Annotated in this window: 17 protein-coding genes; all 17 read left to right on the top strand. The window is 58.3% G+C overall.

Going from position 1 to position 20,368, the window contains the following annotated elements; all coding sequences use genetic code 11:
- Window position 1: 1 nt before the first annotated feature.
- The 17 genes from KSS97_RS21230 to fliT all read left to right on the top strand — a co-directional run bounded on the left by KSS97_RS21230 (window position 2) and on the right by fliT (window position 20,254).
- Window positions 2-1,567 (top strand): flagellar hook-associated protein 3, encoded by a 1,566-nt coding sequence (locus KSS97_RS21230; protein ID WP_217860075.1) that lies wholly within the window; start codon window positions 2-4, stop codon window positions 1,565-1,567.
- Between the two features lie 94 nt (window positions 1,568-1,661).
- On the top strand, window positions 1,662-5,234 hold the full coding sequence (locus KSS97_RS21225) for a glycosyltransferase (protein WP_217860074.1): 3,573 nt from the start codon (window positions 1,662-1,664) through the stop codon (window positions 5,232-5,234).
- A 265-nt stretch (window positions 5,235-5,499) separates the two neighbouring features.
- Window positions 5,500-6,273 (top strand): glucose-1-phosphate cytidylyltransferase, encoded by a 774-nt coding sequence (rfbF, locus tag KSS97_RS21220; RefSeq protein ID WP_217860073.1) that lies wholly within the window; start codon window positions 5,500-5,502, stop codon window positions 6,271-6,273.
- The gene (rfbG, locus tag KSS97_RS21215; protein ID WP_217860072.1) at window positions 6,255-7,337 is read left to right on the top strand and encodes a CDP-glucose 4,6-dehydratase; all 1,083 of its coding nucleotides are present in this window, start codon (window positions 6,255-6,257) and stop codon (window positions 7,335-7,337) included. Before rfbF ends, rfbG begins: the two co-directional genes overlap by 19 nt.
- Window positions 7,334-7,894 carry a dTDP-4-dehydrorhamnose 3,5-epimerase gene (gene rfbC, locus KSS97_RS21210; protein ID WP_217860071.1) on the top strand — a complete coding sequence of 187 codons (561 nt, stop codon included), beginning with the start codon at window positions 7,334-7,336 and terminating at the stop codon, window positions 7,892-7,894. Before rfbG ends, rfbC begins: the two co-directional genes overlap by 4 nt.
- Window positions 7,894-8,763, top strand: a complete 870-nt coding sequence (locus KSS97_RS21205) for an NAD-dependent epimerase/dehydratase family protein (protein ID WP_217860070.1) — start codon at window positions 7,894-7,896, stop codon at window positions 8,761-8,763. Before rfbC ends, KSS97_RS21205 begins: the two co-directional genes overlap by 1 nt.
- A complete protein-coding gene (locus KSS97_RS21200; RefSeq protein ID WP_217860069.1) occupies window positions 8,753-9,823 on the top strand; it encodes a class I SAM-dependent methyltransferase in 1,071 nt (356 codons plus the stop codon). Before KSS97_RS21205 ends, KSS97_RS21200 begins: the two co-directional genes overlap by 11 nt.
- A 16-nt stretch (window positions 9,824-9,839) precedes the next feature.
- Window positions 9,840-10,577 (top strand): cephalosporin hydroxylase family protein, encoded by a 738-nt coding sequence (locus KSS97_RS21195; protein WP_217860068.1) that lies wholly within the window; start codon window positions 9,840-9,842, stop codon window positions 10,575-10,577.
- Between the two features lie 51 nt (window positions 10,578-10,628).
- Window positions 10,629-13,562 (top strand): TIGR00180 family glycosyltransferase, encoded by a 2,934-nt coding sequence (locus KSS97_RS21190; RefSeq protein WP_217860067.1) that lies wholly within the window; start codon window positions 10,629-10,631, stop codon window positions 13,560-13,562.
- A gap of 229 nt (window positions 13,563-13,791) precedes the next feature.
- On the top strand, window positions 13,792-14,718 hold the full coding sequence (locus KSS97_RS21185; protein WP_217860066.1) for a ketoacyl-ACP synthase III: 927 nt from the start codon (window positions 13,792-13,794) through the stop codon (window positions 14,716-14,718).
- A gap of 84 nt (window positions 14,719-14,802) precedes the next feature.
- A complete protein-coding gene (locus tag KSS97_RS21180; RefSeq protein WP_217860065.1) occupies window positions 14,803-16,095 on the top strand; it encodes a motility associated factor glycosyltransferase family protein in 1,293 nt (430 codons plus the stop codon).
- On the top strand, window positions 16,092-16,361 hold the full coding sequence (locus tag KSS97_RS21175) for a hypothetical protein (protein ID WP_217860064.1): 270 nt from the start codon (window positions 16,092-16,094) through the stop codon (window positions 16,359-16,361). The genes KSS97_RS21180 and KSS97_RS21175 overlap by 4 nt, the downstream gene beginning before the upstream one ends.
- 253 nt (window positions 16,362-16,614) lie before the next feature.
- Window positions 16,615-17,466, top strand: a complete 852-nt coding sequence (locus KSS97_RS21170; RefSeq protein WP_217860063.1) for a flagellin domain-containing protein — start codon at window positions 16,615-16,617, stop codon at window positions 17,464-17,466.
- 72 nt (window positions 17,467-17,538) lie between these two features.
- Window positions 17,539-17,904 carry a flagellar protein FlaG gene (locus KSS97_RS21165; RefSeq protein ID WP_030141092.1) on the top strand — a complete coding sequence of 122 codons (366 nt, stop codon included), beginning with the start codon at window positions 17,539-17,541 and terminating at the stop codon, window positions 17,902-17,904.
- An 82-nt stretch (window positions 17,905-17,986) separates the two neighbouring features.
- A complete protein-coding gene (fliD, locus tag KSS97_RS21160) occupies window positions 17,987-19,420 on the top strand; it encodes a flagellar filament capping protein FliD (protein ID WP_217860062.1) in 1,434 nt (477 codons plus the stop codon).
- 130 nt (window positions 19,421-19,550) lie between these two features.
- The gene (fliS, locus tag KSS97_RS21155; RefSeq protein ID WP_030141090.1) at window positions 19,551-19,946 is read left to right on the top strand and encodes a flagellar export chaperone FliS; all 396 of its coding nucleotides are present in this window, start codon (window positions 19,551-19,553) and stop codon (window positions 19,944-19,946) included.
- A gap of 11 nt (window positions 19,947-19,957) precedes the next feature.
- Window positions 19,958-20,254 (top strand): flagellar protein FliT, encoded by a 297-nt coding sequence (fliT, locus tag KSS97_RS21150; RefSeq protein ID WP_217860061.1) that lies wholly within the window; start codon window positions 19,958-19,960, stop codon window positions 20,252-20,254.
- The last annotated feature ends 114 nt before the right edge of the window (window positions 20,255-20,368 follow it).

The raw sequence follows: 20,368 nt of genomic DNA, 5'->3' as shown, positions 1-20,368 counted from the left end.
CATGCGCATTTCTACTTCTCAGTTTTACGAAAGCACGGCTGCGAACTACCAGAAAAACTTCGCCAACGTGGTCAAGACCAGCGAAGAGGCCAGCAGCCTGGTGCGGGTGAACACTGCCGCCGATGATCCGGTCGGTGCTTCGCGCCTGCTGCAATTGGGCACCCAGGCCTCGATGCTGGCCCAATACGAAACCAACGCCAACACCATCAAGGCCACCCTTGGCACCACCGAAGCGGTGATGAACAGTATCGGCAACGTGCTGCAGCGCGCCAAGGAATTGGCTGTCGGTGCCGGCAACGCCGGTTACACCGACGCCGACCGCCAGGCCAACGCTTCGGAGCTGGCGCAGATCGAAGAACAATTGCTGAGCCTGATGAACAGCAAGGATGAAAACGGCAAATACATTTTCGCCGGTTCCAAGGGCGATACCATCCCATTCACCCGTAACACCGATGGCAGCTACAGCTACAACGGTGACCAGGTGACACTCGACCTGCCGGTCGGCGACACCATGTCGATGGCCACCAACAGCACCGGCTGGGAAGTGTTCCAGCAAGCCGTCAACACCAGCCGCAGCCAGGTCACCCGCACCGCGCCGCCGGTGGATGACGGGCGCGTGGTCTTGTCCGACGGCCAGGTGTCGTCCAGTGTCAGCTACAACAGCAAATTCCGCAGCGGCGAGCCGTACACCGTTGAGTTTACCAGCGGCACGCAACTGAAAATCACCGACTCGCTCGGCAATGATGTCACCGCCGAAGCCAGCCAGGGCGGTGCGTTCGACCCTAACAGCAAGAGCGGGCAGGCGGTCCAGTTCCGTGGTCTGGAGTTGACCCTGAACATCAATCTGCAAACGGGTGATGTCCCTGGCACGGTGTTGCCAGGCCGTACCTTCACCCTGGCTGCCAAGCCGGACACCTTTGTTCCGATGCGCAGTCCCGGTAACCCGACTGCAGTGCAGATCACCGGTAGCCAGATTACGGATCCGGTGGCCTACCACGCCAGTTTCCCTACGGGGGCGGCCGTGCTGAAGTTCACCAGCGCCACCGACTTCGATCTTTACGCGGCGCCGCTGACGGCTAACAGCCAACCGGTGTCCAGCGGCACCCTGGCCGGTAACGTCGCCACCGCTTCGGGCGTGAGCTTTACCCTGGACGGTACGCCAGCCGCGGACGATCAGTTCAGCATCGCGGTCAACACTCACGAAACCCAGAACGTCCTGGACACCGTGAACCAGTTGAAGGCTGCCCTGAACACGCCTACCAACGGTGACCCGATAGCGTTGCAGAAGCTGCAGGCTTCGCTGGCGTCCGGTATCGGCAACCTGGCGAGCGGCACCGATCAGTTGTCCAGCGCCCTGAGTTCGGTAGGTGGTCGTGGCGCCGCTCTGGACACCCAGAGCGACACCAACCAGAGCTTGATCCTGGCCAACAACCACACCCAATCGTCAATCCGCGATTCCGATGCGGCCGAAGTGATGACCCGCCTGACGTTGCAACAGACCATGCTGCAAGCCTCACAACTGGCGTTCAGCAAGATCGCCCAGTTGGGTCTGTTCAACAAGATCTGAGCCGGTATCGACCGAGCCGCCAACCGTCTTTTTTTAAGCGGTTCCGGGGCTCCGACCTGAAAAGGCCGGGGCCCGCCGCTCGAGAGTTTTAACCGTGAAGTCACTTCCCCTCGTCAGCATCGTCATTCCTGCCTACAACCCTCGTTTTTTCGACCAGGCACTGCTCAGTGCCCTGGCCCAGACCTACGAAAACGTTGAAATCATCGTTTGCGACGATTCGCCTGGCGATGAAATCCGCGACATAGTCGCGTCTTTCAAAGAGCCGGCCCATCCGGTCCGCTATCTGAAAAGCCCTCAACGGCTGGGGCTGCAGGGCAACCTGTTGCGCTGTGTCGAAGAGGCGCGGGGCGAATTCATCAAGGTGTTGTGCGATGACGACCGTCTGTTCGCACCAAGCATTGCGCTGCAGGCCCAGGCGTTGATGGACCATGCTGACGCGAGTGTGGTGTTCGCGCTACGGCTGTTGTGCGATGCAGGCAACTTCATCTTGCCGCCCCGTGTGGACAATTGCCGCTTCTCGCCAAATGACGCCTTGCTCAAGGGCGACGACATGCTGGCGATTTTCGAGAGCACGCCAACCAACTTTGTTGGCAATTTCAGTTCGACCCTGATGCGCCGGGCTGATGTGCTGGAACTACTGCCTGCGCTTATTCAGGACGGTGCCGGTTTTGTCGCGGTGCTCGACTTCGCCTTGTTTGTCTGCCTGATGCGGCGCGGCAACCTGATTGCCTTGAATACCGTGTTGAGTATCGAGCGTCTCTACCCGGAGCGTTTGAGCAAGACCCCGGAAATGCTCAAGGCGGCAAAAACAGAGTGGGGATGGTTGGCGCAAATGCTGGTTGCGCGCAGCGGTGAAGCGGCTCCGGCTTCGGGCTGGGTGCGCTGCATCGATCTGAACAAAATCACCGATGAGCCTCATGCGTGGCAGGAGCTTTGCGTAACCCGCATATTGGGTAACCGCAATACTGTCGTGAACGGTCGAGTGGGGGCGCAGAGTGAGAGTTATGCGGGCTTCTATCGCGAATGGCTGGCTGTCCGTCGGTTCAGTGAGGTAGAGCGACGCGTCATGCCCGCACGCATCGATAGTTGGCCGTTTCGGCCGAACATCGTGCCACTGATCATCGATGCTGTCGGCGATGCGACATCGCTTGCGACGACGTTACGTAGCATCGAGGGCCAGCTGTATCCAGCCCAGGCCGTGGTGGTGCTTTCCGATGCTCATTGCGAAGCGGGTGAGCGAGTGCTGCAACTGCCTTATCAGACCGATTGGCCGCGTCAGCTCAATGCCATCGTTTCACAGCTGGAAGGCGCGCACTGGTTCTACGTGCTGCGAGCGGGCGACGTGCTGCGCGATTCTGCGTTGCTGATCCTGGCCGAGCGTGTTGCCGGAAGACAGGGCATCCTTTGCATCTACAGTGATGAAGGCGCGTTGGTGGATGGGGAGTCCTTCGAGCCGGTGTTCAAACCGGATTTCAACCTGGACTTGATGCGCGCCTACCCTTATGTCGGTCGGACCCTGGCTTTCGAGCGTGAACGATTCATGGCCCTTGGTGGCTTTGAACCGAATCACGGTGAGCTGGCCCCTCACGATCTGCTGTGGCGCCTGGTGGAAGAGGCCGGTCCCCAGACCATCGAACACATCGCGGAAATCCAGGTCGAGTCGGTCCAGAGTTTCGCCCAATGGTTATCGCTGCCCGAGGTTATCGAGGGCAATGCCCGGTTGGTGGGCGCGCACCTGGACCGTATCGGCATCGATCATGGCATTTCCCCGGACACGTTGCCGTTGATCAACCGCATCGACTACCGACACGGCAAGCGCCCCCTGGTATCGATCATCCTGCGCACCGGTGATTCGCTCGCAGCCTTGCAGCGTTGTGCCGAGAGCCTGATCGAGCGCACGGCCTATCCTCATTATGAAATCCTGATCGTGGACAGCGGTGTTCGAGACCCAGCCATGCTCGATTGGTTGGAGAACATGTCGCAGTTGGGCGCGAGCATGTTGCGAGTGTTGCGATACGCCGGCGAGGGCAGTGATGCCGCGGTTCATAACTTTGCTGCTGGCCAGGCCCGGGGGGACTACCTGCTTCTGCTCAGTTCGAATCTGGTTGTTTGCGAAAGTGACTGGCTGGACGAGATGCTCAATCAAGCCCAGCGCCCAGAAGTCGCCGTGGTCGGCGCCCGGATACTGAATCCCCAGGGCGCGATTGCAGGTGGAGGGCAGATTCTTGGGCTGGCCGGGCCCGTGGGCACGCCGTTCTACGGCGAAGCGGCGGCTTCGCGCGGCTACATGCAACGGTTGCATACGACCCAGAACTGGAGTTCGGTCAGCGGCGACTGTCTGATGGTGCGCAAGCAGGTTTTCGATGAACTCGGCTGCCTGGACGATGCGTCCTTTACTCTTGGTCTCAGCGATGTCGACCTGTGCCTGCGCGCAGGTAAAAGCGGCTACCTTGTGGTCTGGACGCCTTACGCCACGGTCATGAAGGTCGACCCACAACTGACCGCTGCCCAATCTGAAGAACCCCCGTTGGTGGAGCGCGAGCGCGAAGTCTTTTATCGCAAATGGCTGCCGCAGGTTGCCCGGGATCCGGCCTACAATCCTGCGCTGAGTCTGGGGGCGTCCAGTTTCAGCCTGGAACCGTCGCTGCGCAATAACTGGAACCCGTTCTGCACCCGGGCCCTGCCATTGATACTTGGCTTGCCAGTCAACGCCACTGCAGTCGGTCATTATCGTGTCACGGCGCCGTTGGCCGAATTGGAGGCCGCCGGACGAGTCATCGCCCGGGTCGCTTACGAGTCGCCTTCCACCGTCGAGATCGAGCGCCTGTCGCCGGATACGATCGTATTGCAGGGGCGCTACAGCGAAGGGGCCGCCGGCGATATTCTGCGCATGAAGAAATACTCCGGTGCCTTGCGGATCTTCGAACTCGACGATTACGTCGTCCAGGCACCGAAGAAAAACACGCACGCGCGCAACAAGCCGGCCAATATCGAGCAGATGCTGCGTGAAGGCATCGGGTTGTGTGATCGCGTGGTGGTGACCACGCCTTCGCTCGCTGACGCCTTGTCCAGCATGCACAATGAAATCCGTATCGTGCCTAATATGTTGACGCCCGAGCCCTGGGCGAAGCTGACCAGCCGGCGCGGCACGTCCTCCAAGCCTCGCGTGGGCTGGGGGGGCGGGACCAGTCACAGTGGTGATCTGGAAATCATCGCGGACGTGGTGCGTGAGCTGGCAAATGAAGTGGAGTGGGTGTTCTTCGGTATGTGCCCCGACGCACTGCGTCCGTATATCCACGAGTTTCACAGTTCGGTCGGCCTGGGCACCTACCCATTCAAACTGGCCAGCTTGAACCTCGACCTGGCCCTGGCCCCGCTGGAATTCCACATCTTCAACGACTGCAAGAGCAACCTGCGCCTGCTGGAGTACGGTGCGTGTGGCTATCCCGTAATCTGCACCGACACCAAGGCCTACGACGGTTTCCTGCCCTGCACCAAAGTGCGCAGCAACAGCACCGAGGAATGGATCGCGGCCATCCGCATGCACCTGGCCGACCCGGACGCCAGCTACCGCATGGGCGACGAACTGCGCGAAGCGGTGTTGCGGGACTACATGCTCAGCGGCAAGAATCTGCAGCACTGGTTGTGGGGGTGGTTGCCGGATTGATCGTTGCCCTATGCAGCGTTCACCGTCGCGGTGGGGAAGTTGGTTCCCTCGCCACAAAGGCCGCGTGCGGCCGTCTGGAGTGACTTCCACTGCCAATTCGTCCCCGCCAGAGCTGGCGCGTTTCCTGCAAGACCCCCTCATATCGCCATAAAACGAGCGCTCGCGGCCTATCGCAGCGCTCGGATCGGCATCGAAGGTGTAATCCCCGCGCCAGCAAAGCGAAACAACGCTTGGCCGAGCCCGGTGATGAACAAGAGGGGAGACGATGAAGGCAGTTATCTTGGCAGGTGGTCTCGGCACGCGGATCAGCGAGGAGTCGCACCTCAAGCCCAAGCCGATGATCGAGATCGGTGGCAAGCCAATTCTTTGGCACATCATGAAGCAGTATTCCGCCCATGGAATCCACGACTTCGTGATTTGCCTGGGCTACAAGGGCTACGCCATCAAGGACTTTTTCGCCAACTATTTCCTGCACACCTCTGACGTCACCTTCGACATGTGCAACAACCGCATGGACGTTCACCAGAACTACAGCGAGCCGTGGCGCGTGACGCTGATCGACACGGGCGAAGAAACCATGACCGGCGGGCGTCTGCGGCGAGCGGCGCGTTACCTGGAAAACGAAGAGGCGTTCTGCTTCACCTATGGTGATGGCGTGTCGGACCTCAATATTGGTGCGCTCGTGGACTTTCACTTGTCCCACGGCAAGCTCGCCACCGTGACGGCGGTCCAACCTCCAGGACGTTACGGTGCGCTGGAGCGCGACGGTGATGCTGTCCTTGGTTTCACCGAAAAACCACGGGGTGATGGCGGTTGGATCAATGGCGGGTTCTTTGTGCTCTCGCCGAAGGTCTTGCCTTATATCGCTGATGACCAGACGTCCTGGGAAGCCGAACCGCTGGCGGCGCTGGCGACCGAACAGCAGCTCCAGGCGTTCCAGCACGATGGTTTCTGGCATCCGATGGACACCCTGCGGGATAAAAACCACCTCGAAGCCCTGTGGCAAAGCGGCGAGGCCCCATGGAAGCAATGGTCTTGAACCCTGAGTTCTGGCGTGGCAAGCGCGTACTGGTCACCGGCCATACCGGCTTCAAGGGCAGTTGGCTGACGCTGTGGCTGCAAAGCCTGGGGGCCAAGGTCAGTGGTTTTTCCCTTGACCCGGCCACCCAGCCAAACCTGTTCGAGCTGGCCCGCGTGGGCGAGGGCATCGATGACCGGCGTGGTGACCTGCGTGACCTCGGCGCCTTGTTGGAGCTGCTGGCCGACGTGCAGCCGGAGATCGTCCTGCACCTCGCTGCGCAGCCTTTGGTGCGCGAAGGTTATCGCGATCCGCTGGGCACGTATTCCAGCAACGTCATGGGCACGCTCAACCTGCTGGAAGCGGTTCGCCAGGTGGGCGGCGTCAAGGCGTGTGTGTTGGTCACCACGGACAAGGTCTACGCCAACCAGGAATGGTTATGGCCCTACCGCGAAAACGAGGCCCTGGGCGGTCACGATCCCTATAGCAGCAGCAAGGCCTGCTGCGAATTGCTGGCGCAGTCTTATGCCGCCTCATTCTTCTCGGCTGAGCGCTATGCCGAACATGGCCTGGCCTTGGCGACGGCACGGGCCGGCAACGTGCTGGGCGGCGGTGATTTCGCACCTGAGCGCCTGATTCCCGACGTGCTTAAAGCCTGGTCGGCAGACGAGCCGGTGACGCTGCGTTATCCACAAGCCGTTCGTCCGTGGCAGCACGCCTTGGAACCGTTGGCCGGTTACTTGTTATTGGCTGAATGCCTGTACCAGCAGGGACCAGAGTTCGCCGGTGCCTGGAACTTCGGGCCGGGTGAAGCCGACATGTGCAGTGTCGGTGAAGTCGTCCAACTGCTGGCCGAGCGCTGGCCGCAAGCGCCCGGCCTGCGCATCGAGCCGAGCGAATTGCACGAAGCTGGCCTGTTGCGCCTGGACAGCAGCCGCGCCCGGCAGCTGCTCGGCTGGCAGCCACGCTGGTCGTTGCAACAATGCCTGGCCCAGACCCTGGATTGGCATTTGGCCTGGCAGAACGGTGATGACATGCGTGCAATAACTCTGAATCAATTGAACCTCTATAGGGGGCGGGTATGACTGATTTCACCCTTCAGGCGTTAGCGCCGGAAGGCTTGTATCTGATCCGGCAAAAAGTCTTCTGCGATGATCGGGGGCGTTTTGCCCGATTGTTCTGCCAGTCCCGCCTCACGATCCAGGGGCGACCGTTCGCTATTCGTCAGATCAATCATTCACGTACGGTAGAAAAAGGTAGCGTACGCGGCCTGCACTACCAAACGGCCGGATACGCAGAGTCCAAACTCATTACTTGCATACGTGGTGCGGTATGGGATGTGGTGGTCGATTTGAGACCAAAATCCCCAACCTACCTGCAGTGGCATGCCGAAGAACTGCGAGCCGATGACGGACGCAGTTTCCTGATTCCTGCCGGCTTCGCCCATGGTTTCCAAGCCCTGACCGATGACGCTGAAGTGCTATACCTTACCGATGCTGACTACGCTCCGGATCATGAGGCCGGCCTGTCAGTCAATGATCCTGCACTGTCTATCCCCTGGCCGCTGCCGGTTAAAAACCTGTCAGCCAAAGACGCGAGTCATCCGTTGCTGGACCAAAATTTCAGTGGAGTTGAGCTGTAATGGGCCATTCCTCGACCGTGCTGGTCACGGGGGCCACCGGTTTTGTCGGTCGGCATCTGGTCAGTGCCTTGCTCGCCAAAGGCTTCAAGGTTCGCGCTTCAGGTCGAAACGTCGAGATCGCGCGCGCTATGCCATGGTTTGAAGATGTGGAATTCCGTGTGGCGGACATCCACGCACCAGATCTCGACGTGGGTGTCCTGACGGACGGCGTCGATGCCATCGCCCATCTGGCGTGGCCAGGTCTGCCGAACTATCAGGCGCTGTTCCATTTCGAGCGAACCTTGCCGCTGGATTACGCGTTTCTCAAGCGCGTGATCGAAGCCGGCATCAGCCATGTTCTGGTCACTGGTACCTGTTTCGAGTACGGACTGCAAAGTGGCCCATTGAGTGAGACGGTGATCGCACAACCCTGCACGCCGTATGGTCTGGCGAAGCATACTTTGCATCGGTTCCTTGAAGCCTTGCAGCGAGAACATGCATTTACGTTGCAGTGGGCACGCCTGTTTTATCTGCATGGTGCAGGACAGAATCCCAATAGTCTGTTGGCCAGTCTTGATCGGGCGATCGACGAAGGTGATGCCCAGTTCAACATGTCTGCGGGCGACCAATTACGAGATTATCTGGAAATCGGACAAGCCGCTTCTCAGCTGGCCTCGCTGATTTCGCGGCGCGATGTCGATGGAGTAATCAACTGTTGCAGTGGCTATCCGGTTTCGGTACGGACACTGGTTGAACAGCGAGTGCGCGAGCGTCAGTCGGCCATCGCCTTGAACCTGGGGCACTACGGGTACTCAGGTCATGAGCCCATGGCGTTTTGGGGCGATGCCCGGCGGATTTCGCAACTCAGGAGAGAAGAGCATGCAGCATGAACTTTATCGGGCAAGTGGACTGCCGATCCTGCAGAACCGTACATTTGCCACTGCCGGACAGGCTCAGGCATCGGCCAGCGCTGATATCGTGCTGGTGCAGGATAGTCAGAGCGGTCTGATTTTCAACCAGGCATTCGACGCCAGCAAACTCAGCTATGACGTCGACTATCAAAACGAGCAAGCCCATTCGGTGCAGTTCCAACAGCACCTGAATGACGTCGAGGCGATCCTGGCGCCACATTTCAAGGACAAAAGCCTGATTGAGGTTGGCTGCGGCAAAGGTTTTTTCCTCGAAATGCTGCGAGGCCTCGGCTACGCCATCACTGGGATCGATCCTTCCTATGAAGGGGACAACCCTGATGTGATCAAGGCCCCCTTCAGTAGCGAGTTGGGGCTGGCGGCTGACGCCATCGTGTTGCGCCATGTCCTGGAGCACATCAGTAATCCGATCAGTTTTTTGGCTGAAATCGCCGCCGCCAACCAGGGCGGACAGATTTATATCGAAGTGCCGTGTTTCGACTGGATTATTCAGCACAACGCCTGGTTCGACGTGTTCTACGAGCACGTGAATTACTTTCGCATCGCCGACTTGCGCGCGATGTTCGGGACTGTGCACGAGGTCGGGCATTTGTTCGGTGGCCAATACCTTTACATCGTTGCGGATCTTTCCACTTTGCGCAGCACGCCAGCCGATGCACCACAGTCGCTGATGCTGCCGGAGAACTTCACCGCCAGCCTTGACCGTGCCGTGCAGATTATCCTGGGCGCGCCCGAGCAAGGTTCGGCAATCTGGGGCGCGTCGTCCAAAGGTGTGATCTATTCATTGGCGCTACAACGCGCGGGCGTTGCAGTTGATCGAGTGGTGGATATCAATCCCGCCAAGCAGGGGCGCTACTTGCCTCTGAGTGGCGTGCGCGTGTCCTCGCCCGAAGAGGCGATGGAGACCTTGCCCGAAGGCGCCAACCTGTTCGTAATGAATTCCAATTACCTCGAAGAGATCAAGCGGATGACCGGTGGGCGCTACGTCTACCACGCCGTTGACAGCGCTTCGTTCCAATAACCGCGAGATTCGAAAAATGACCGACAACACTATCCATAAAGCTTTCGAAGCCCAATGCCAGACCGAAATCGCCGGGCAAGGCCAAGATCAGAAACTCGTCGGCCTGGCCAAGGAGTTTTTCAACGAGTCGGCCCGCCACAAGTACAGCTACCATTTTTCGTGGATGGGGCGGCCGATCATCCAACTGCCGCAAGACATGATGGCCATGCAGGAGTTGATCTGGCAGATCAAGCCTGACCTGATCATTGAATGCGGTATCGCCCACGGCGGTTCGATCATCTATTACGCTTCGCTGTTGGAGTTGCAAGGCCACGGTGAAGTACTGGGCATCGACCTGGATATCCGCCCGCACAATCGCGAAGCCATCGAGAGCCATCCGATGAGCAAGCGCATCTCGATGATCGAAGGTTCGAGCATCGATCCGGCCATTGCCGAGCAGGTGCATGCAGCAGCCAAAGGCAAGAAAGTCATCCTGGTACTCGATTCCAACCACACCCATGACCACGTGCTCGAAGAGCTGCGTCTGTACGCGCCGCTGGTTTCGGTGGGCAGCTATTGCGTGGTGATGGACACGGTGGTGGAAGACATGCCGGCGGACTTCTTCCCGGATCGCCCTTGGGGCCCGGGCGACAACCCGAAAACCGCGGTGTGGAAATACCTCGAAGAAAACAACAGCTTCGAAATCGACCAGCAATTGCAGAACAAGCTGCTGATCACCGTTGCTCCGGATGGTTATCTGCGTCGAGTTCGTTGATCCATCCGTTTCAAGTCATTAGCGTCTGGCAGGTTGTGGGGACTAGGAAATATGCAGGTTCGAAATACGCTTCAAAACAACGTGGCACCGCTGAGCGAGCGGTTCACCGTGGTGGTCATCTCCCACAACCGCAGCGCATTCCTGCGCCGCACATTGCATTACTACAGCAGCTACCCGTGCTCGGTGCTGGTGTTGGATTCGTCAGTGGAGCGGGATGATCAGATCGCCGAGGATTTTCCATCGGTCGATTACCGCCACTTGCCTCAGTTCACCTACAAAGGGCTGCAGGAAAAATTGACCTATGGTGTCAACCAGGTCAAAACGCCTTATATGGTGTTCGCCGCCGATGACGATTTCCTTTTGCATGATGCCTTGACCGAGTCGGTGGAGTTTCTCGAAGCCAACCCCGACTACGGCCTTTGCCACGGCTACGGCATCATGTATTTGTCCTGCGCGACGGAAGTCTGCTATTTCCGCCGTGACCGCAAGGTGCACGAGGACTATGACAGCGAACTGGCCGAGGACCGTGTGATCCGTTTCATGGATCAGTTCCTGCCGCCGTTCTACGCCGTGACCCGCACTGACCTGTTGCAACAGTGGTACGGCATGCTGCCGCCAGGCACCAGTTTCGAGTGGCAGGAAATCGGCCATACCTTTTACCTGCTGGCTTGCGCCAAGGCACGGATCCTGCCGATTCCGTTCGCTGTGCGCGAACTCAACTACGGCGGTTCCGAACACAACACCAACGTGCTGACGGTGCTGAGCTACAAAGACGCCAAAAGCGTCGCCGAACGTGAGCAGTTCGCCGAGTTCCTGGCATCCGTGCCAACCCAGCTCAGCGAGCAGGCTCCAGAGCGCATCAAGCAGATCGCTTTGGACAGTTTTGCGGCCATGGCCGATTGCTTGCAGCAAGGGCGTTCGCTCAAGGGAACGCAGATCATCCGTTCGGCATGGCTGGAAGCAGGGGGCGAGCCGATACGTTCGTTCGGCCCGCAGCAGTTTGTCGAAATGCCATTTTATAATCAGAAGGTGTTCGATCTGCTGACCCAGTTTGAATTCCTGCTGCATGCCATGCCAGCCGGTCGCCTTCAGCTTCAACAGTTGGAAGGTATCCTGTTGCGTCAGCATGAATTGATGCGTGTTCAACCCAACGATAACGAACGCACCCTACGCAGCCGTCTATGGGAAGCCCAAGGGCTGTATGCGTTCAACCGCACTGTGGTCAAGCGCCTGGCCGAGTCGTTGAAAAACAGCGATGAGCCTGATGAGGCAGTGAAACTGCAGGCCTGGGCTGAGCGTCTGGACTCGGTGCCAGGTCAGCAGGATCGCCGCTTGCTGGAAAATATGCACTCCGGTCGTTTGGTGAATTGGCTTGAGGTGCGTAATCCGGATGCGCAGCAGCTCGAGTCCATCGCCGCCCACCTGGCCGAGCATCAGGGTGGGCCGAAGTTCGGCATCCTATTGCTGGACCTGGACGCTGACATGTTCAAGCTGCAGGCGACCTTCGACAGCCTGGTCAACGGCCACTGCAAGGCGTTCAACGTGGTGGTCTTCACCACCGGCGACCTGCCGGCGACCACTACCGTGCGCGACACGGTGCATTTCGTAAAAGTCAGCGTCACCAACTATGTCGAGCGCATCAACCAGATCATCGGGCAGTCCTCCGTCGACTGGATGGTGCTAGCCGAGGCCGGTGACCAGTTCACTCAAAACGGTCTGCTGCGCGCCAGTCTTGAACTGATCGGTGCCGACGGCGTGCGCGCCGTGGCCATGGATGAAATCCAGCGCAAGGCCGATGGCAGCCTGGTCGATGTGTTCCGCCCTGGCGTCAATCTCGACTTCCTGCAATCGGTGCCTTCGCTGATGGCGCGGCATTGGTTGATTCGTCGTGAGGTGCTGGTACAGGCGCGCGGATTCACGCCTGAATACACCCAGGCCCTGGAACTGGACGTGCTGTTGCGTCTGATCGAGGACGCGGGGCTTGCCGGCCTGGCGCATCTGTCCGAGCCGTTGCTGATCTGCAACGCTGCGGCGGAAGAGGAGAATGCCCAGGAGCGTCAAGTACTGACACGCCACCTGGCGGCCCGGGGTTATCGTGCCCAGGTCACTTCGGCGCAACCGTTGACCTATCAAGTCGATTACCAGCATGCCGAGCGGCCGTTGGTATCGATCATTCTCGAAAGTCGGGACAACTTCGAGCAGATCCAGCAGGCGTTGGTCAGCGTGCTGCAGCGCACCCGTTATCATCGCCATGAAATTCTGATCGCCGATAACCATAGCCAGTCCGAAGCAATAGCCCAGTGGCTCGACAGCCTGGAAGGCAAGGGCGACCGGATTCGTATCCTGCGCAGCGATCAGCGCTTGAGTGAATCGGCGTTGTATAACTGGGCGAGCGCCCAGGCCAAGGGTGAATACTTGGTGCTGTTGTCGGCCGAGGCTCAAGTGATCAACGCCAACTGGCTCGACAGCCTGCTCAACCAGGCCCAGCGTCCGGAGGTGGGGATCGTCGGCAGCAAGCAGATGGACATTCGCGGCATTACCACCCAGGCTGGCCTGGTGCTCAAGCCCGATGGCGAGGTGGCCTCGGTGTTTGTTGGCGAACGCAAGGACGCCAAGGGTTATCTCAACGGCCATCAGGCGGAACAGAACTACTCGGCGGTGTCAGGCGTGTGCCTGATGATCCGCAAAGACTTGTTCGAAGCCGTGGGCGGCCTGGATGAAGAGCATTTCGCCGAGGCGTTTGCCGATGTCGACCTTTGCTTGAAAGTCGCCGATGCAGGCTATCTCACAGTCTGGACACCCCAGGCGCAGATGCTCCACGCTGGTACGTTCCCCGATGCGCCGAAGGCGGTCGATGCCTTGCGCGACAAGTGGCAAGCACGCTTCGACCATGACGCGGCCCGTAACCCGAACCTGGCCTTGACCGGCACCGGCTTTGCGCTGGGCACCGCCACGGCTGTTGATTGGGCACGGTTGCTGGCATAGCCCGATGCCTCCCTCCATTGTCGAATAAGCCCTCGCAAAAAAGGGCTTATTCGGCAATTTAGCGTGACCTGCGAGTCATAACGCGCATCTTCACTGTATTGTATTGACCGGGAAGATGGCGCCTGGCCCTTATCAGGACCAGTGATAGCCCTTTACACTTCCCGATTGTCGGCGCCCCTCGATTCCTTGCGAGCGGTGGTATTGGGCTGTTTTTGATTGGGAAGCCGTAATGATTGGCATAAAAAGCATTGCGAGCTACGTTCCTGTAGCCGGCGTGGACAATTACGCACAAGGTGCAAAATTTGAAAAGGATGAAGAATTCATCCTTGGCAAGATCGGTTCCGCCTTCTTGCCACGCAAGGATGACGGGCAGGAAACCTCGGATCTGTGCGTCGAAGCGGCCAATGCGCTGTTTGCCAATAATCCTGATCTGAAGCGCGAATCCATTGATGTGCTGATCGTCGTCACCCAGAACGGCGACGAGGAAGGTTTGCCTCACACCGCGGCCATCGTCCAGGACAAGCTCGGTCTGCCCACTAGCGTGGCGGCGTTCGATATCTCCCTGGGATGCTCGGGTTATGTCTATGGCATCTACGCTATCAAGGGCTTCATGGAGGCCGCAGGCCTGAAGAACGGCTTGTTGGTGACCGCCGATCCGTATTCGAAAATCGTCGATCCGGAAGACCGCAACACCACGATGCTTTTCGGCGACGCCGCCACGGCCACGTGGATGGGCGAGGATGCGCCGTGGCAACTGGGCAAGGCCAAGTTCGGCACTGACGGTTCTGGTGCGCCGCACCTGAAGGTCAGCGACGGCGTGTTCTTCATGAACGGGCGCCAGGTGTTCAACTTCGCGTTGCTCAAGGTTCCGGCTCATTTGCATGAGCTGTTGGCCGATTCCGATCTGCAACCCAGTGACATCGATGCGTTCTGCATTCACCAGGGCAGCGCCGCAATCGTTGATGCCGTGGCGCGGCGTTTCGAAGGCGAGCCGGAGAAGTTCATCAAGGACATGGTCGAGACTGGCAACACCGTGTCGTCGAGCATTCCGCTGCTGCTGGAGAAACACGTGCTCGATTCCGACTGGAAGCGCGTGGCATTGAGTGGTTTCGGCGTAGGTCTGTCCTGGGGCTCGGCGATCATCTATCGCCCGTGAGCCGATAAAACCCGGGCACAAAAAATAGCGTCCAAGGTGTAACCTTGAACGCTATTTTTTTGCCTGATGCAAAAGCGAGACGCCATGAGCGAGTACTTTGAGCGCAACCTCCAGGTGATCCAGCAGCGTTGGCCGGCCCTCGCCGAGCGTCTGCTGCTGGAGGACGTGGGTGGGTTGCAGGCCGATCTGGTCGAGGGGCTTGGATCGACCCTGAGCATCAACAGCATTCAGTTGACCAGTCGCCATGACCGCCTCGCCGAGGCCGGCCTGCAAGCAGCCAGTTTGCCGCAGGACGCAACCGTTGTGCATGTCTATGGCACCGGGCTGGGCGATCTGCAGAGTCACTTGCTGGAGCGGACCGGGCTTGAACGGTTGTCTGTGCATATCCTCAACGGTGCGGTGTTCGCCTTGGTCCTGCAGCTGCTGGATCAATCGCCCTGGCTTGCCGATCCGAGGGTGGTATTGCTCTACGCCGGTGATCTGGCGGAAATCCAATTGCCATTTTTCGCACTCCCCGCCGAGTTGGTGCTGGCCGATGATTACAACGCCAAGATTCGTGACCGATTGATCAGTGAGATTCATCTGGACTTCACCAACCAAGCGTTCGATCCCCAGTCCCCTGAGATTGTCGAACGTCTGCAATCGACGTTCAGCCTTGTGCAGGAAGATTGTGACGTTGCCGAGTTGTTCGGCACCTTGAAGGGGGGCGAGGCGTTTGTCATTGCCACCGGTCCCAGTCTTGAGCGGCACTTCGAGAAATTGCATCACCTGAGCAAGCAAGCCGAGCGACCCTTGTTGATTTGTGTCGATACGGCCTACCGACCGTTGATCGACCATGGCATTGCCCCGGATATCGTGGTCAGCATCGACCAGCGCATCTCGGTGCGTCATCTTCCGCCTGAAAGCACCGACAACATTGCGCTGGTCTATCTGCCAATGGCCGATCCTTCGGTGATCCGAGTATGGCGGGGCGCGCGCTATGCTGGATATTCATCAAGTCCTGTCTATCGGGAGATGCGCGAGCAACTGCGCCGGGCCGAACTCCATGTTGGCGGCAGCGTGATTCATCCGGCGGTTGACCTGGCGGTGAAGATGGGCGCTGCGCAGGTCACGCTTTTCGGTGCCGATTTTGCCTTTCCCCATGACAAGACTCATGCAGGTTGGGGCGACGGTGACCTGGGCCCGCAACTGGGGGCGTCCAGGCATTGGGTGCTTGACGGGTATAGTCGGCGAGTCAAGACCCAGCTCAACTTCCGCAGCTATCTTTGCGAACTGGAGCGTTTTATCGCCGGCCACCCCCAGGTGCGTTTCTTTAACAGCAGTCGGGACGGGGCGATGATTGTCGGCACGGATTTCCACCCGGAGTATGTGCAATGACCGAGTTTGAAAAGGTAATCGATGACGCCCGTGAGTGCGCACGCTTGTTTCGCCTTGGGCGGGACGTTGAGGCGGGGTTGGCGATGGTCACGCTGATCGAGTCTGCGCAGCCCTTGGTCGAACGGATGCCAGGCGAGGTCTCTTCGTCGTGGAGCGAGCTGCTTGCCCTGATGCTTGATGATCAAGAGGCGCAGAACTGGATTTCGCTTGCTGATTATCTCGAGTACGAATGGGTCCAACTGCTATCCGCTGGTCAGCCCATCTAGCTTCTTTTCTCAGCTTCACCGCTGTCATGCGCTTCCAGCGACGTCAGTGGCGTTTCCCTGACGCCATTTTTTCAACCTTTAATCGCAGCCAAGTCCTTGATTTACGAGGGGTGGCACCCTGATGGCAAAATTTTTGAAAAATCTGCTAAAGCAAGTTCCGATTACGACGATAACTATTACGAAGGTTCTCTAGGCCACACCCGGCGGTTGCCAGGGCCGGAAGCCGCAGTACCCAACCAACGAGGAATTCGTCATGGCTTTAACAGTAAACACTAACGTCACATCGTTGAACGTTCAGAAGAACCTGAACAAGGCTTCCGATGCTCTGTCCACTTCGATGACCCGCCTGTCGTCCGGCCTGAAAATCAACAGCGCCAAAGACGACGCCGCCGGCCTGCAGATCTCCACTCGTATGACTTCGCAAATCCGCGGTCAGACTGTTGCGATCAAGAACGCCAACGATGGTATCTCCATCGCTCAGACCGCTGAAGGCGCTCTGCAGGAATCCACCAACATTCTGCAGCGTATGCGTGAACTGGCAGTTCAGTCGCGAAACGACTCCAACGGTACAGCAGACCGTGCAGCTCTGGACAAAGAATTTGCCCAGATGTCGGATGAATTGACCCGTATCGCCAACTCGACCAACCTGAACGGCAAGAACCTGATTGACGGTACCGCTGGCACCATGACCTTCCAGGTCGGTTCCAACACCGGTGCTGACAACCAGATCACTCTGACCCTGGACAGCGGCTTCGACGCAGTAACCTTGAGCGTGGACTCGGCTACTCTCAGCCTGAGCGCTACTGACAGCGCCATGTCTGAAACCAACTCCAGTGATGCGATCATCGCAATCGATGCTGCCCTGGCGACCATCAACTCCAGCCGTGCTGACCTCGGTGCTGCACAAAACCGTCTGACCAGCACCATCTCCAACCTGCAGAACGTGAACGAAAACGCCGCTGCTGCACTGGGTCGCGTACAAGACACCGACTTCGCTGCTGAAACTGCCCAGCTGACCAAGCAGCAGACTCTGCAACAGGCTTCCACTTCGGTTCTGGCCCAGGCCAACCAGTTGCCATCCGCTGTACTGAAGCTGCTTCAGTAATAGTCGGATGAGTTTTAGCGGGGGGGTGCGCTTGCGTACTCTCTCGCTTTTTCCGTTCAAGAGGTGATGGACATGGATATGAGCGTGAAGCTGAACTTGTCTTATCCGGCGGCGAAACCGGCGCCCAGTGTGGCCGATAAGCCCGTGGAGAAGCCTCGGGCCGAGGTTGCTGTGGTAGCTCCGGTCAAGGAAACCCCTAAGGATGCTGCTTCCGAGCAGGACAAACTGAAGAAAGCGGTTCAGGAAATCGAGAAGTTCGTCCAATCGGTCAAGCGTAACCTGGAGTTCTCTATCGATGAGCCTTCAGGCAAAGTAGTGGTCAAAGTGATCGCCAGTGGTTCCGGTGAAGTGATTCGCCAGATCCCGAACGAAGAAGTTCTGAAGCTGGCTAACAGTTTGAATGATGCAAACAGCTTGTTGTTCAGCGCAGAAGCCTGACAACCGGCACGAATTCTGTTGTTATGTTCTTTTGGACGTTGTAAAGGTCAAAAGGCCGGCGACACACTGAAGGGAGTCCCACATGGCAAGTCCAATTCTACCTGGCTTGGGTTTAGGCTCTGGCCTTGACACCACTGCTATAGTCAAGGCACTGGTTGATTCTGACAAAGCGGCCAAGCAAGGTCAGATCGACCGCGCCACCAAGACCAACACAGCCAATATTTCGGGTATTGGTACCCTGAAATCGTTGCTGGCTACCTTTCAGTCCGCGCTTGAAAGCCTGGGCAGCACGACCACGCCACAATTCACCGGGGTTGCTGCCACTTCGGCCAATAACACTGCCTTGACGGTGACGGCCGGCAACTCGGCGGTAAGCGGCACTTACGCGGTAAACGTCACTCAATTGGCGACGTCATCAAAAGTCGCTACCGCCGCGTTCGCGGGTGGCGCTTCCAGTGTCGTAGGGGCGGGCACGCTGACGATCAGCCAGAGTGGCAAGGATTACACGATTGATGTTCCGGCGGACGGGACGCTGCAGTCGGTTCGGGATGCGATAAACAGCAAGTATTCCTCCAGCGGCCTGACCGCCAACATCGTCACCGACAACTTTGGTTCCCGTCTGGTAGTGGGCTCGACAAAGACCGGTGCCGGCAGCGATATTTCGCTCAGCGGTATTGCCAGTCTTGCTGCCGACGGATCTACGTTGATGGGGGCGCCCAGTGCAACCTCTTCGGGCTCGATCGGCCTCGCTCAGGACGCGAAGTTCACTGTCGACGGGCTGGCTATGACCAGCCCGACCAACAAGCTGGATAACGTTATTTCAGGCTTGAACATGACATTGCTCGTCGCCGGCTCCGGTCCGACGACCGTCACGGTGGCCACCAACGCCGACGGCCTGAAAGCTTCGATCCAGAAATTTGTCGATGCTTATAACGCCATTGCCAAGGCAGTCACCTCGTTGACCAAGCCTTCAACGGATGCTAACGGTAATTCGGTTCCTGCAGCACTGACGGGTGACTCGCTGCCGCGCTCTCTGTTGGCGGCCATTCGTGCGCCTTTGTCCGAAACCGGGGCGGGCGATAAGTTGACCGTGTTGTCACAGTTGGGCATCACGACCAACCAGACGACCGGTGCCCTGGACTTCAACAGTGCGAAGTTTACGGAAGCGCTGAACACCAAACAGTTGGGTGGAGAGGTTCAGACTCTGTTCACTGGCGAGAATGGTTTGATCGAGCGCATGCAGAATGCACTCAAGCCCTACACGGAAAACAAGACGGGACCTGACGGGAAGACTGTAGTCGATAGCATCTTGACCGCGAGGACGAAGAACCTCGACCTCATCAAGACGAAGCTGTTCGAAGATCAGCAGGCTCTTGATCGCCGAATCGAAACCCTCACCGCCGTACTGACCAAAAAGTACAACGACATGGACACTTTGGTTGGCAAGCTGAAAGCTACCGCCAGCAATATCACTTCCATGTTCGAAGCGATGACGGCCCAGCAGAAAAACAGCTGATTCTGACTGATGCAAAAAAGCCCGGCGACGTCTTGCGACGCTCCGGGCTTTCGGCTTTTTCGGTCTAAAGTTTTTTGACGCAGCGTCGATACGCTGTTTATACGAACCGAAGTTTTTGATGAGGTAAAACATGAATCCGATGTTAGCCCTTCGCCAATACCAGAAGATTGGCGCCCAGGCGCAAACCTCCGAAGCAAGTCCCCATCGTCTGGTGCAGATGCTCATGGAAGGTGGATTGGACCGTATCGCCCAGGCCAAGGGCGCTATGGAACGCAAGGACATCGCCAACAAAGGCGTACTGATCAGCAAGGCCATCGGTATCGTGGGTGGCCTGCGTGAAGGCCTGGACCTGGAGAATCAGGCCGAGTCGGTAGCCGAGTTGGATGCGCTCTACACCTACATGATGAAACGCCTGGCCGAAGCCAACGCCAAGACCGACCCGAAGATCCTCGACGAAGTCGCTGATCTGCTGCGCACGGTCAAGGAAGGCTGGGACGGCATCGCGCCAGCTGGCCCGCAATTCTGAGGAATATGCTCATGAGTCTTGTCTTGCAGCGAATCGAACAAACCCGCGAGGCCCTGGTTGATGCCCTGGCTGAGCGGAACTGGGAGGCCATCGGTCAATTGGACCTGGCGTGCCGTTCCTGCATGGAAGACGTCATGAGCGAGTCCGGGGTGGACGAGGCAGCGTTGCGTAACAACCTGGAGGAGTTGCTGGGGGTGTACCGGCAGTTGCTGGAGGCGGCGACGGGAGAGCGTCAGGCGATCGTCGATGAAATGTCGCAGATTCATCAGGCACAGAACGCGGCGAAGGTTTATCACTTGTTCGGATGATTTAATTTTCATTTAATCCGAACAAAGTGCGCCATAAATTTGACTGTGCACGATTTTTTGACTTAACTAGTGGCTGTTTACAGATTTCAGGCGTCTACAGGCATGACAAGTCTG

Source organism: Pseudomonas alvandae (genome assembly GCF_019141525.1).
GTDB lineage: Bacteria > Pseudomonadota > Gammaproteobacteria > Pseudomonadales > Pseudomonadaceae > Aquipseudomonas > Aquipseudomonas alvandae.
This window is presented reverse-complemented; position numbering and strand designations above follow the sequence as displayed.

Excerpts from the sequence above, each read along its gene's own strand:
- KSS97_RS21170 (WP_217860063.1), top strand. The coding sequence starts at position 16,615 with ATGGCTTTAACAGTAAACACTAACGTCACATCGTTGAACGTTCAGAAG.
- rfbF (WP_217860073.1), top strand. The coding sequence starts at position 5,500 with ATGAAGGCAGTTATCTTGGCAGGTGGTCTCGGCACGCGGATCAGCGAG.
- rfbG (WP_217860072.1), top strand. The coding sequence starts at position 6,255 with ATGGAAGCAATGGTCTTGAACCCTGAGTTCTGGCGTGGCAAGCGCGTA.
- fliD (WP_217860062.1), top strand. The coding sequence starts at position 17,987 with ATGGCAAGTCCAATTCTACCTGGCTTGGGTTTAGGCTCTGGCCTTGAC.
- KSS97_RS21195 (WP_217860068.1), top strand. The coding sequence starts at position 9,840 with ATGACCGACAACACTATCCATAAAGCTTTCGAAGCCCAATGCCAGACC.
- KSS97_RS21175 (WP_217860064.1), top strand. The coding sequence starts at position 16,092 with ATGACCGAGTTTGAAAAGGTAATCGATGACGCCCGTGAGTGCGCACGC.
- KSS97_RS21185 (WP_217860066.1), top strand. The coding sequence starts at position 13,792 with ATGATTGGCATAAAAAGCATTGCGAGCTACGTTCCTGTAGCCGGCGTG.
- fliT (WP_217860061.1), top strand. The coding sequence starts at position 19,958 with ATGAGTCTTGTCTTGCAGCGAATCGAACAAACCCGCGAGGCCCTGGTT.
- fliS (WP_030141090.1), top strand. The coding sequence starts at position 19,551 with ATGAATCCGATGTTAGCCCTTCGCCAATACCAGAAGATTGGCGCCCAG.
- KSS97_RS21230 (WP_217860075.1), top strand. The coding sequence starts at position 2 with ATGCGCATTTCTACTTCTCAGTTTTACGAAAGCACGGCTGCGAACTAC.
- KSS97_RS21200 (WP_217860069.1), top strand. The coding sequence starts at position 8,753 with ATGCAGCATGAACTTTATCGGGCAAGTGGACTGCCGATCCTGCAGAAC.
- KSS97_RS21205 (WP_217860070.1), top strand. The coding sequence starts at position 7,894 with ATGGGCCATTCCTCGACCGTGCTGGTCACGGGGGCCACCGGTTTTGTC.
- KSS97_RS21165 (WP_030141092.1), top strand. The coding sequence starts at position 17,539 with ATGGATATGAGCGTGAAGCTGAACTTGTCTTATCCGGCGGCGAAACCG.
- KSS97_RS21190 (WP_217860067.1), top strand. The coding sequence starts at position 10,629 with ATGCAGGTTCGAAATACGCTTCAAAACAACGTGGCACCGCTGAGCGAG.
- KSS97_RS21180 (WP_217860065.1), top strand. The coding sequence starts at position 14,803 with ATGAGCGAGTACTTTGAGCGCAACCTCCAGGTGATCCAGCAGCGTTGG.
- rfbC (WP_217860071.1), top strand. The coding sequence starts at position 7,334 with ATGACTGATTTCACCCTTCAGGCGTTAGCGCCGGAAGGCTTGTATCTG.